Origin of the sequence: Chryseobacillus diguaensis, assembly GCF_049220665.1 — a bacterium.
GTDB lineage: Bacteria > Bacillota > Bacilli > Bacillales > Bacillaceae > Metabacillus_B.
Genome location: NZ_JBMKNV010000008.1, coordinates 165,526 through 177,973 on the forward strand (window position 1 = coordinate 165,526; position 12,448 = coordinate 177,973).

Annotated in this window: 11 protein-coding genes; all 11 read left to right on the forward strand. The window is 40.3% G+C overall.

Annotation, left to right across the window (positions count from 1 at the left end; translation table 11 throughout):
- Nucleotides 1-91 precede the first annotated feature (91 nt).
- The 11 genes from dnaA to ACOT8F_RS14160 all read left to right on the forward strand — a co-directional run bounded on the left by dnaA (nt 92) and on the right by ACOT8F_RS14160 (nt 12,021).
- A complete protein-coding gene (gene dnaA / locus ACOT8F_RS14110; RefSeq protein WP_421652567.1) occupies nt 92-1,441 on the forward strand; it encodes a chromosomal replication initiator protein DnaA in 1,350 nt (449 codons plus the stop codon).
- Between the two features lie 189 nt (nt 1,442-1,630).
- Complete coding sequence (gene dnaN, locus ACOT8F_RS14115) at nt 1,631-2,767, forward strand: DNA polymerase III subunit beta (RefSeq protein ID WP_421652568.1); 1,137 nt, start codon at nt 1,631-1,633, stop codon at nt 2,765-2,767.
- A 185-nt stretch (nt 2,768-2,952) separates the two neighbouring features.
- A complete protein-coding gene (yaaA, locus tag ACOT8F_RS14120) occupies nt 2,953-3,177 on the forward strand; it encodes a S4 domain-containing protein YaaA (protein WP_421652569.1) in 225 nt (74 codons plus the stop codon).
- A 300-nt stretch (nt 3,178-3,477) separates the two neighbouring features.
- Nucleotides 3,478-4,590, forward strand: a complete 1,113-nt coding sequence (recF, locus tag ACOT8F_RS14125; RefSeq protein WP_421652570.1) for a DNA replication/repair protein RecF — start codon at nt 3,478-3,480, stop codon at nt 4,588-4,590.
- A 15-nt stretch (nt 4,591-4,605) separates the two neighbouring features.
- The gene (gene remB / locus ACOT8F_RS14130) at nt 4,606-4,878 is read left to right on the forward strand and encodes an extracellular matrix regulator RemB (protein WP_421652571.1); all 273 of its coding nucleotides are present in this window, start codon (nt 4,606-4,608) and stop codon (nt 4,876-4,878) included.
- Nucleotides 4,879-4,914: 36 nt separating this feature from the next.
- Nucleotides 4,915-6,837 carry a DNA topoisomerase (ATP-hydrolyzing) subunit B gene (gene gyrB, locus ACOT8F_RS14135; protein ID WP_421652572.1) on the forward strand — a complete coding sequence of 641 codons (1,923 nt, stop codon included), beginning with the start codon at nt 4,915-4,917 and terminating at the stop codon, nt 6,835-6,837.
- Between the two features lie 288 nt (nt 6,838-7,125).
- Nucleotides 7,126-7,437, forward strand: a complete 312-nt coding sequence (locus tag ACOT8F_RS14140; protein WP_421652573.1) for a hypothetical protein — start codon at nt 7,126-7,128, stop codon at nt 7,435-7,437.
- Nucleotides 7,438-7,730: 293 nt separating this feature from the next.
- Nucleotides 7,731-10,250: a DNA gyrase subunit A gene (gene gyrA, locus ACOT8F_RS14145; protein WP_421652574.1), complete on the forward strand. Its 2,520-nt coding sequence runs from the start codon at nt 7,731-7,733 to the stop codon at nt 10,248-10,250.
- A 104-nt stretch (nt 10,251-10,354) separates the two neighbouring features.
- A complete protein-coding gene (locus tag ACOT8F_RS14150; protein WP_421652575.1) occupies nt 10,355-10,552 on the forward strand; it encodes a hypothetical protein in 198 nt (65 codons plus the stop codon).
- A gap of 17 nt (nt 10,553-10,569) precedes the next feature.
- The gene (locus tag ACOT8F_RS14155) at nt 10,570-10,794 is read left to right on the forward strand and encodes a hypothetical protein (protein ID WP_421652576.1); all 225 of its coding nucleotides are present in this window, start codon (nt 10,570-10,572) and stop codon (nt 10,792-10,794) included.
- A gap of 156 nt (nt 10,795-10,950) precedes the next feature.
- Nucleotides 10,951-12,021, forward strand: a complete 1,071-nt coding sequence (locus tag ACOT8F_RS14160; protein WP_421652577.1) for an HD-GYP domain-containing protein — start codon at nt 10,951-10,953, stop codon at nt 12,019-12,021.
- Nucleotides 12,022-12,448 lie beyond the last annotated feature (427 nt).

The following is a 12,448-nucleotide window of genomic DNA, read 5'->3' on the forward strand; positions in this document are numbered from 1 at the left end:
CAGCTGCTCTTTTTCGTGCTTTGATTCATCTATGAAACCTAAATCAAAATAGATAAAGAGAAACCTTGGATAAAGGAGGGAAACATGCCATATGGAAAATATCTCTGATCTCTGGAACAGGGCACTAGGGCAAATTGAAAAAAAACTCAGCAAACCTAGCTTTGACACCTGGCTGAAATCGACAAAAGCACATGGTCTTCAAGGTGATACCCTAACCATTACAGCTCCAAATGAATTTGCCAGAGATTGGCTGGAATCAAGGTATCTGCATTTGATTGCCCAGACTATTTACGATTTAACCGGGGAAGAGCTGGCTATTAAATTTGTCATCCCGGCTAACCAGAATGAAGAAGAGATCTTGCCAAAAACACCTATCAGACACTTGTCCAAAGACGAAGATGAACAAACCGAACTTCCCCGGAACATGCTGAATCCAAAATATACTTTTGACACGTTTGTTATTGGATCGGGAAACCGGTTTGCCCATGCTGCATCTCTTGCAGTAGCAGAAGCACCGGCCAAAGCCTATAATCCATTGTTTATATATGGAGGCGTAGGTCTTGGAAAAACACATTTAATGCATGCAATCGGTCATTATGTACTGGATCACAAGCCGTCAGCAAAGGTTGTATACCTTTCTTCAGAGAAATTCACCAATGAATTCATTAACTCGATCCGGGACAATAAAGCTGTCGATTTCCGCAATAAATATCGAAGCGTGGATGTTCTGCTAATAGATGATATTCAGTTCCTTGCGGGAAAAGAACAAACCCAGGAAGAGTTTTTCCATACATTCAATACACTCCATGAAGAGAGCAAGCAGATTGTCATTTCCAGTGACCGTCCGCCAAAAGAGATTCCAACTCTTGAAGATCGTTTGCGGTCCCGTTTCGAATGGGGGCTGATTACAGATATTACTCCTCCAGATTTGGAGACGAGGATTGCCATCCTTCGCAAAAAAGCAAAAGCCGAAGGGCTCGACATTCCTAATGAGGTTATGCTCTATATAGCAAACCAAATTGATAGCAATATTCGAGAACTTGAAGGTGCACTTATACGTGTTGTAGCTTATTCTTCGCTTATCAATAAAGACATTAATGCAGATCTTGCAGCAGAAGCGTTAAAAGATATTATTCCAAGCTCAAAGCCTAGGATTGTCACGATCCAGGATATTCAAAAAACAGTTGGCCAGCATTATCAGATCAGACTGGAAGACTTCAAAGCTAAAAAACGGACAAAGTCTGTGGCCTTTCCCCGTCAGATTGCGATGTACTTATCCCGTGAACTGACTGATTCTTCTCTGCCTAAAATCGGAGAGGAATTTGGAGGAAGAGATCACACAACCGTAATCCATGCTCATGAGAAAATCAGCAGGATGCTGCAGTCGGATGATATGCTCAAACGGCAAATTAAAGAGATTCAGGAAATGCTCAAAGCATAGAGCACCCTGAATACTGTGCATAAATGAGAGAGAGACATACACAGTCTGTCCACATGTGGATAGACTGTGTTTCCTTTCTATTTTGGAGTTATACACATATCCACAGGCCCTATTACTACTTCTACTACTTTTTTTAAAAAAATAATTAATAGAATACTGCCCTTCGCGATTAAAAGGAGGATCCAATAAATGAAATTTGTTATTCAGAGAGATAAGTTATCAGCAAGTGTACAAGACGTGATGAAGGCTGTTTCATCCAGAACAACGATTCCGATTCTAACAGGGATTAAAATTGTGGCAACAGAAGAAGGAGTCACATTTACAGGAAGCGATTCTGATATTTCAATCGAATCTTTCATCCCAACAGAAGAAAATGGAAAAGAAAACGTAGAAGTCATTCAGTCAGGAAGCATTGTCCTGCAGGCGAGATTTTTCAGTGAAATTGTTAAAAAGCTGCCAATGGATGCAGTAGAAATTACAATTGAAAACCACCTGCTAGTTGTTATCCGTTCCGGAAAAGCAGAATTTAACCTGAATGGACTTGATGCAGAAGAATATCCGCAATTGCCTCAGATCGAAGAAAACAATGTTTTTAAAATTCCGACGGATCTATTGAAAACGATGATCCGCCAGACTGTTTTTGCGGTTTCCACTTCAGAAACAAGACCGATCCTAACTGGGGTAAACTGGAGACTGGAAAATGGCGAACTGATTTGTGTTGCTACAGACAGTCACAGACTAGGACTTAGGAAAGCGCCTATTCAAACAGAGCTTGAATCGAGCCATAATGTCGTGATTCCTGGGAAAAGCCTGAATGAATTAAACAAGCTTCTTGATGATACAAATGAACTTGTTAATATTGTTATTACGGAGAATCAGGTTTTATTCAAAACAAGAAATCTTCTCTTTTTCTCAAGATTACTTGATGGGAATTATCCAGATACGTCAAGGCTTATTCCAAGTGAAAGCAAAACAGTTGTTCATGTTTCGACAAAAGAATTTTTGCAGGCAATCGACAGAGCCTCCCTTCTTGCAAGAGAGGGAAGAAACAATGTTGTGAAACTGGCTACCATTCCGAATGCAATGGTTGAAATTTCCTCTAACTCACCTGAAATAGGGAAAGTCATTGAAGAGGTTCAAACCCAAAAAACAGAAGGAGAAGAATTAAAAATCTCCTTTAGTGCAAAATATATGCTGGATGCGTTAAAAGCATTGGAAGGATCTGAAATCATGGTGAGCTTTACCGGTGCCATGAGACCATTTGTTATTACGATTCCTGATGATAATTCCATCCTTCAACTGATTCTTCCTGTTCGTACTTACTGAAAAAAGTTTAAGAAAAGAGCCTTCTAAAAACATTTAGAACGCTAATATAGAGAATATTTTCTGATACAATGAACGCTACTAGACTGATTGCTAGTAGCTTTCTTTACTGCTATGGAAAATACTCTGCTGAAAATACTTTTCCACATGTGGATAACCATTTTTGTTAATGAAGGAGGCGAGCGGGGATGTCAAACCGCCAGCAAGTTAAAATTGAGACAGACATTATTACATTAGGCCAGTTTTTAAAACATGCTGATATCATTCAGTCCGGAGGCATGGCCAAATGGTTCCTATCCGAACATGAAATCACTGTAAACGGGGAACCTGAAAACCGGAGAGGCAGAAAGCTTTACGAAGAAGACGTAATTGAGATCCAAGGAGCAGGCGTCTTTGTCATTGCGAGATCATAAGCACCTCCTTGGTTTTTAAAAAAGCTCTTTTCTAAAAAATTGTTGTTTTTACATAGGTTCTTTGAATAAAAATTATTTAGGTTGATTGGAGCGGAAATCAATCATTCCCAATACTATTTCATAGCAACAAAGTTTGCGAAAACAGCCTTTTTAAAAAATTAGTAAGTAAATTTCTGCTGAGTGATCACAGGCTGTATCAGTTGATTTGTCCAAGCAGCCTAGCCCCTCAAGGTCATAAGCGCCTTTTTAGCTAAAGAAAGGAAGACCGCTTTTCTTAAGTCATGCAAAGTTGGTGGCAAATTGTATATATCAGAATTGAATTTAAAAAATTATAGAAATTATCCTGAGCTTTCAATTACGTTTGATAATAAAGTCAATGTGATTTTAGGAGAGAATGCACAAGGGAAAACGAATATGATGGAGGCCATCTATGTTCTTGCCATGGCAAAATCCCACCGGACCACGAATGATAAAGATCTTATCCGCTGGGATGAAGAATATGCTAAAATAGAGGGCAGGGTGGTAAAACACAACGGTTCGATTCCCGTTCAGCTTGTCCTTTCACTAAAGGGCAAAAAAGCAAAGGTAAATCATATTGAACAGAAAAAGCTAAGCCAGTATATTGGTGCTATTAATGTCATTATGTTTGCACCTGAAGATCTGAATCTTGTTAAAGGAAGTCCTCAAGTGCGCAGACGGTTTATTGATATGGAGATCGGCCAGGTATCTGCAGTCTATCTGCATGATCTAAGCCAGTACCAAAAAATACTGCAGCAGCGCAACCATTATTTAAAACAGCTTCAGACAAAAAGGCAGAGTGACAAAACAATACTCGAAGTGCTGACTGTCCAGCTTAGCGAAGTGGCTTCAAGACTTGTTCTGAAGCGCCGGCAATTTATAGACCAGCTGCAAAAATGGGCTCAGCCGATTCATTCAGGAATCTCAAGAGACCTTGAAACGTTAAGAATAGAATACAAAACAGCTATAGAGGTATCAGAAGAACCAGATTTGTCGAAAATGAATGAAGAGTATCTCGAAAAGTTTGATAAAATAAAAGATAGAGAAATTGAGCGCGGCGTAACGCTTGCCGGTCCGCACCGCGATGATCTTCTTTTTTATGTCAACGAGCGGGATGTGCAGACATTTGGATCGCAGGGACAGCAGCGGACAACAGCCTTATCCTTAAAGCTTGCAGAGATTGAATTGATCAAAGAAGAGATAGGAGAATACCCAATCCTTCTTTTGGATGATGTTCTTTCAGAGCTTGATGATTACCGGCAGTCCCATCTGTTAAACACCATACAGGGAAAAGTGCAAACCTTTGTTACAACCACAAGCGTGGAAGGGATTGATCATGCAACTCTTAAAGAAGCTGCAACCTTTCATGTTGCTGCAGGTGGACTGCAAGCCTAAGAACGAGGTGGTTTTTTGTACATACACTTAGGGGACAATTTTGTTGTTCCTTCAAAAGATGTGGTCATGATTTTGGATTACTCTACGTCCAAGACCTCCCCGATTGTCATGGAATACCTTGAGAAGCAAAAAACAGATATGTCGGAGCTTTCCAGAACGGATGCAAAATCCATAGTGGTGACAGTGAATAAAATTTATTTTTCGTCCCTGGCATCAGGTACCTTGAAAAAAAGAGCTCAGACTGCTTTTGATATAGATTCTCAAACTGGTAAAAGTAGACCAGTTTAAAGCTGCTTTAGAAAAGTGTAGGTGAAAATATTGGATATGGAACCAAAACAAGTAGAACAGCAAGCATATGACGAAAGTCAGATACAGGTGCTTGAAGGGCTTGAAGCCGTGCGTAAAAGACCTGGTATGTATATCGGGTCTACAAGTGCGAGAGGACTTCACCATCTGGTTTGGGAAATTGTAGATAATAGTATTGATGAAGCGCTGGCAGGCTATGCATCAGAAATCAACGTGACGATTGAGGAAGATAACAGCATTACCGTTAAGGATAACGGACGCGGAATTCCAGTCGGGATTCATGAAAAAATGGGACGTCCGGCTGTAGAAGTGATCATGACTGTGCTTCATGCAGGAGGAAAATTCGGAGGCGGAGGTTACAAGGTTTCCGGCGGTCTTCATGGTGTAGGGGCTTCTGTTGTTAATGCCTTGTCCACAGTGCTTGAAGTATGGGTGCATCGTGACGGTAAAATCCATTACCAGAAGTTCGAACGCGGTGTGCCATCTGCAGACCTTGAAATCATTGGCGAATCAGATGTAACAGGAACTGTTACGCATTTTAAACCTGATCCTGAAATATTCACAGAAACAGTCGAGTATGAATATGAAACTCTTTCAACCCGTATTCGTGAGCTTGCTTTCCTTAATCGAAACATCAAAATTACGATTGAAGACAAACGGGAAAATAAACGGAAAAATGAATATCACTACGAAGGCGGAATTAAGTCGTATGTCGAGTACCTTAACCGTACAAGAGAAGTGATACATGAAGAACCGGTCTACATTGAAGCAGAAAGAGACAATATTACTGTTGAGATCGCTCTTCAATACAATGACAGCTATACAAGCAGCATTTATTCCTTTGCTAATAATATTCATACGTATGAAGGCGGAACACATGAACAAGGCTTTAAAACAGCTCTGACCCGTGTAATCAATGATTACGCCCGCAAAAATAATATTTTCAAAGATCAGGATGCCAACCTGACAGGTGATGATGTAAGAGAAGGCCTGACAGCCATTGTTTCCATCAAGCATCCTGATCCGCAGTTTGAAGGGCAAACGAAAACGAAGCTTGGAAACTCAGAGGCCCGTACGATTACCGATAATCTTTTCCATGATGCCTTTGAGAAATTCTTGCTTGAAAACCCTTCTACGGCTAAAAAAATCGTTGAAAAGGGCTTAATGGCTTCTAGAGCCAGAATGGCTGCTAAAAAAGCGAGAGAACTGACCCGCCGAAAAAGCGCCCTGGAAATATCGAATCTTCCAGGGAAGCTTGCTGACTGTTCTTCCAAAGATCCATCAATCAGCGAACTTTATGTCGTTGAGGGTGACTCTGCCGGCGGTTCAGCTAAACAGGGCCGTGACCGTCATTTTCAGGCAATTCTTCCTTTAAGGGGAAAAATCATCAATGTAGAAAAGGCAAGACTGGATAAAATCCTTTCTAACAATGAGGTTCGTGCGATTATTACAGCTCTTGGCACAGGAGTTGCCGAAGACTTTGATATATCAAAAGCCCGGTACCATAAAATTGTGATCATGACTGATGCGGATGTCGATGGCGCCCATATCCGGACTCTGCTTTTGACTTTCTTCTACCGCTATATGAGGGGCATTATTGAAAAAGGATATGTATATATCGCTCAGCCGCCTCTTTATAAGGTCACACAAGGAAAACGGATTGAATATGCCTACAATGACAGGGAAATGGAGAAGCTGATGGCTGAATTGCCTCAGCAGCCGAAACCTGGTATCCAGCGCTATAAAGGTCTTGGGGAGATGAACCCTGAGCAGCTTTGGGAAACAACAATGGATCCTGAATCAAGAACTCTTCTTCAAGTAAATCTTGAAGATGCAATAGAAGCAGATGAAACGTTTGATATTCTAATGGGAGATAAAGTGGAACCGAGAAGAAACTTTATCGAAGAAAATGCCCGTTATGTGAAAAACCTGGACATTTAACATCCACCCATTTTCAAGAAACCTCCTGATTTTTACGGGAGGTTTTTTTATTCTTTGCCGTTTTCGCAAAGATTCTAGCTAGTATGGGTTTAGAACACACACAAAGACCAGCTTCGTGGCATCTTTTCTTAAAATTCTCAGGTGTATTATTGCTTTAATATGAAGAAACAACAAAGTTTAAGAAAAGAGCCTTATTCTAATGATGTTCGCCCATATCCTAACTAGACCTCCATGCATACCTATACGAGTGTAGGCCATTCTTATAAATAAAATGCGGAGGTATGAAATATGCATAACCAACAGATTCAAACAGACGAGCGGTTTGGAAGACCTGGATTCGGCTTTGGCGGTTTCGGGAGACCTGGATTCGGTTTTGGCGGTTTCGGGAGACCCGGATTCGGTTTTGGCGGTTTCGGAAGACCTGGATTCGGTTTTAGCGGTTTTGGAAGACCATTTTTTGGAGGATTTGGATTCCCGTTCCTTGGCGGCCTTGCTGCGGGGGCTTTATTAACAGCTCCATACTATGGCTATGGCTATGGATACGGCTATCCTTATTATGGCTATGGCTATCCTTACTATGGCTACCCATACTACTACTAAGTTTGCTGATTTTTAAAATTTAGTTTTTCAAACTTGTTCCAAAAAGAGCATGACCAAATATCAGAACCTTCAACACCCGTCATTTGGGTGTTTTTGTTTTCGCTGCATCAAGAAAATTTCTCTCCTCCTTTTAGAGGAAATTAGGGAATAGACGTGTATTGATGCCCGTTTATTGCTATAATGGAGAATATGGCCTAATTCCATACATATTTTAAATCACATGATTTTCATATAAACGGAGATAGTATCTCAATTCTAACTCCCACACTGTTAATCTAAGGGAGGTAACACCCATGGATGAAAATAAAAAGCCTCAAGTTAAAGAAATCAATATTAGCCAGGAAATGCGGTCATCCTTTTTAGACTACGCAATGAGCGTTATCGTATCCCGTGCGCTCCCAGATGTCAGGGATGGCTTAAAACCGGTACATCGCCGTGTTTTGTATGCAATGAATGATCTTGGCATGACAAGTGACAAGCCTCATAAAAAATCCGCCCGTATTGTTGGGGAAGTTATCGGTAAGTACCATCCCCACGGCGATTCTTCTGTTTATGATACAATGGTCCGCATGGCACAGGATTTTAACTACCGCAAAATGCTGGTAGACGGGCATGGCAACTTTGGTTCTGTTGATGGAGACGCTGCAGCGGCAATGCGTTACACAGAAGCCAGAATGTCAAAAATTGCAATGGAATTGATTCGTGATATTAACAAAGACACCATTGACTATCAAGATAACTATGATGGTTCTGAAAGAGAACCAGTGGTGCTGCCATCACGCTTTCCAAACCTTCTTGTAAACGGCGCAACCGGAATTGCAGTAGGTATGGCAACGAACATTCCCCCTCATCAGCTTGGGGAAATTATTGATGGTGTACTTGCGGTCAGCAGGGATGAAGAAATTACAATTGCAGAGCTAATGGATATTATTCCTGGACCTGATTTTCCGACTGGAGGGCAAATCATCGGCAGAAGCGGAATCCGCAAAGCCTATGAAACAGGAAGAGGATCCATTACTGTAAGAGCAAAGGTAGAGATTGAAGAAACCTCTTCAGGCAAACAGGTTCTGATCGTTTCTGAACTTCCTTATCAAGTAAACAAAGCGAAGCTGATTGAGAAAATCGCAGAGCTTGTAAGAGACAAAAAAATAGAAGGCATCAGCGATTTGCGAGATGAATCTGACCGTAATGGAATGCGGATCTATATTGAAACCCGCAGAGATGCCAATGCCAATGTTCTGTTAAATAACCTTTATAAGCAGACTGCTTTGCAGACAAGCTTTGGGATTAACATGCTCGCTCTTGTTGATGGCCATCCAAGAGTACTCAATATTAAGCAGGCTCTTGTTTATTATTTGGATCACCAAAAGGTTGTCATCCGCAGACGTACAGCTTTTGAACTTCGAAAAGCAGAAGCCCGTGCCCATATTCTTGAAGGCTTGCGCATTGCCCTTGATCACCTTGATCAGGTCATTGCTTTAATCAGGGCATCCCAAACAACTGACATAGCCAGAAATGGTTTAATGGAACAATTTTCTCTTTCTGAAAAGCAGGCACAAGCAATCCTTGATATGCGTCTTCAGCGCTTGACCGGATTGGAAAGAGAAAAAATAGAAGAAGAATATCAAGAGCTTGTCAAACTCATTGCTGAATTGAAAGCTATTTTAGCAGATGAAGAAAAAGTTCTTGAAATCATCAGAGAAGAACTGCTTGAAATTAAAGAACGCTTCGATGACGGACGCCGGACTGAAATCATTGCCGGTGGTGCAGAGATTATAGAAGATGAAGATCTCATTCCTCAGGAAAACATCGTTCTTACTCTGACACATAACGGATACATAAAGCGTCTTCCTTTATCCACTTACCGCAGCCAAAAACGCGGCGGCCGGGGTATACAGGGAATGGGCACAAATGATGATGATTTTGTTGAACATCTTCTCACAACTTCAACTCATGACACCATTCTTTACTTCTCCAATAAGGGGAAAGTATACCGAAAAAAAGGATATGAAATCCCTGAGTATGGAAGAACAGCTAAGGGACTTCCAATTGTCAATCTCCTTGAAGTGGAAAAAGGAGAATGGATTAATGCCATTATTCCTGTTTCCGAATTTGCGGATGACTGGTACCTCTTCTTTACGACCAAAACAGGGGTTTCAAAAAGAACACGGCTTTCTCAATTCGCTAATATCAGAACGAGCGGTTTGATTGCAGTTAATCTTCGGGAAGAGGACGAATTAATTTCTGTCCGCCTGACTGACGGCACGAAGCAAATGATCATCGGAACGAAAAACGGTATGATGATCCGTTTCCCTGAAACAGATGTAAGACCAATGGGAAGAACAGCTACAGGCGTAAAAGGAATTACTCTTGACCAAGAAGATGAAGTAATCGGAATGGAAATCCTGGAAGAAGATACGGAGATCCTGACCGTAACGAAGAACGGCTTCGGTAAGCGGACGCCATCTGACGAATACCGTATTCAAAGCCGTGGAGGCAAAGGGATTAAAACATGCAACATCACCGAGAAAAACGGCAGCGTTGTTTCTGTTAAAGCATCAGCCGGCGAAGAAGATCTCATGCTCATTACAGCGAGCGGAGTTCTGATCAGAATGGACGTTGACAGTATATCTTCAATGGGAAGAAATACGCAGGGTGTTAAACTGATCAAGCTTGGCGATAACGAACATGTTGCAACAGTTGCTCTTGTTGAAAAAGAAGAAGCTGTAGAAGAAGAAATAGAAGAAGATGCACAAGCAGAATTGGAAGAGACGTCTGGTGAAACAGACCCTTCTGGGAATACAGGCGAATAAGTCTTTAAAAGATGCAGCACATAGTGGCTGTATCTTTTTTTTGGGCAAATTTTGAAACGATGAAGATTTTCATTTAGTACAATAAAAATACTTTTTTTGGAAAAATGAAAACTTTTTCCTTTCCTCGCGGTCTGATAGTTAAAGAGAAGATTAAACCAGCGAACATCAATAAATCAAAAGAATTTTATCTAACCTTCAGCCAGACTGGTGCAATTGATAAAAAGGATATGGCACTTATCATTGACCCATTAATGAAAAAAGTGCTGAAAAAGCCCGGTGATAACCCTGATCCCAGGTGTTAAGATAACCAAGGATACCATTGAATTTCAGTGGAATGAATTGGCTCTCCTTCAGCAAGGTTCTAAATTCTAAAGGGAAAGAACTTCGTATTACTCAAAGTTCATACTTTGGAGAGATCGGTGCAGGCACTTACACTATAGGAATCTATTATGATCCAGGAAAACTTCCAAAAGGACCGGTTATATTTATAATAAATGATTATCCAGGGGAGATAACGGGTGAAGTAAAAGTGAAAATAAAATAAAGCAATTAGAGAAACTGGCTTATATCACTCCCGATTAGCCAGTTTTTTGTTTATTTTTACAAATAACGTAATTATATTAATCCTAAAGCATTACAAAACAGTTGAGTTAAGGAGTATAATATAGTAAATAAGACTCAAATGAGAGGAGGAAAGCAAGTGAAAGTCAGCGTCCATCAGCTTGAAACCGGCACTATATTGGGAGAAGATATTATAACTCTTTCAAAATACCCCCTCATGACCAAACAAACCCTTCTGAATAATGAATTAATTGATATATTAAAAGCCTTTTTAATTCAAGAAGTTGAAATTGAAAAAGCTCCCTGCGGAGGAGAAGCGAAATCAGACGCGAAGACAAATGAGAAACAAGAAAGGGATCTGAAAACAACCAGATTCCAAGACCAATATAATCAGGCTGTCACGAGTTTTAAAAAGCTTTATACCGGATGGCAGTCAGGGGCGATCGTCGACATCGTAAAGGTTCGAAACCTCATCCTTCCGTTAATTAAAGAAGGCTTACATCACCCCGAAGAAATTTTCAAAACACCTTATTATGCTCAAGTGAAAGAATATATTTATCATCACTGCATTTCTGTATCATTATTAAGCGCTTTTCTGGCACAAAGGCTGAATTTTCCTCAAGGAGAAATAAACCAGATAGCCATAACTGGCTTACTATGTGATGCAGGCATGACAAAAATGGAACCAACGATACTTTGGAAGAAACTCGCGTTAACAGATAAAGAATTTACTGAAATTAAACAGCATCCTGTGCTCAGCTATAAGATGATTAAGGAACTAACCGCCATTAAAGAGGGAGTAAAAATTGGCGTTCTGCAGCATCATGAACGGCTTGATGGAAGCGGATATCCTCTTGGAGCGAAGGGAGAACAGCTTCATCCATACGGTAAAATCGTTGCGGTGGCCGATACTTACCAAGCGATGGTTTGCGAAAGACCTTACAGACCAAAGATGTCTCCTTTTAAGGTTCTAGAACAAATCAGACAAGATCAGTTCGGTAAATTTGATTTAAGTACCACAAACGTTTTGACGAAAGCGATAGTAAAAACATCAAATGGGGCAAAGGTAAGACTTTCTGATGGAAGGTATGCAGAAGTTGTTTTTGTAGAGCAGCAGTATCCCACAAGGCCAATGGTAAAGTTGATTGATACTCAAGAGATTATTGCACTAGCCAGCAGAAAAGATATGTATATAGAAGAAATAATTTAGAGGCTCCTTTCTTAAACTTTATTGTAAAATAAGACATCTGTTGATTTAAGAAAAGATGCTTTGAAATATATGTGTTCTAAAGCCATATACGAATAGCACAATCGTAGCAAAAACAGGCAATAGAAAAAGAAAGAAAAAAATCTCTTTTTTTCTATTGCCTAAATGATTTAACCCTGATATAATCATTTAGGTCAGCTTTTGAAGAATAGTAAACATAAAATAGTTTATATAATTCTTGTTGACATTGAATACCGCAAACGATATAATAAGATAGTTGCCTAAGAGAGTAACTAACCAAGTTCTTTGAAAACTAAACAGAACGAAATGCCAACGTTAATTCAAGTTTTATTTTAAGAGCTAATCAAACACTTTATTGGAGAGTTTGATCCTGGCTCAGGACGAACGCTGGCGGCGTGCCTAATACATG

What these genes read in the sequence shown, in the direction of transcription:
- gyrB (WP_421652572.1), top strand. Translation starts at nt 4,915, where the DNA reads ATGGAACCAAAACAAGTAGAACAGCAAGCATATGACGAAAGTCAGATA.
- yaaA (WP_421652569.1), top strand. Translation starts at nt 2,953, where the DNA reads ATGTCAAACCGCCAGCAAGTTAAAATTGAGACAGACATTATTACATTA.
- ACOT8F_RS14140 (WP_421652573.1), top strand. Translation starts at nt 7,126, where the DNA reads ATGCATAACCAACAGATTCAAACAGACGAGCGGTTTGGAAGACCTGGA.
- dnaA (WP_421652567.1), top strand. Translation starts at nt 92, where the DNA reads ATGGAAAATATCTCTGATCTCTGGAACAGGGCACTAGGGCAAATTGAA.
- dnaN (WP_421652568.1), top strand. Translation starts at nt 1,631, where the DNA reads ATGAAATTTGTTATTCAGAGAGATAAGTTATCAGCAAGTGTACAAGAC.
- ACOT8F_RS14150 (WP_421652575.1), top strand. Translation starts at nt 10,355, where the DNA reads ATGAAAACTTTTTCCTTTCCTCGCGGTCTGATAGTTAAAGAGAAGATT.
- gyrA (WP_421652574.1), top strand. Translation starts at nt 7,731, where the DNA reads ATGGATGAAAATAAAAAGCCTCAAGTTAAAGAAATCAATATTAGCCAG.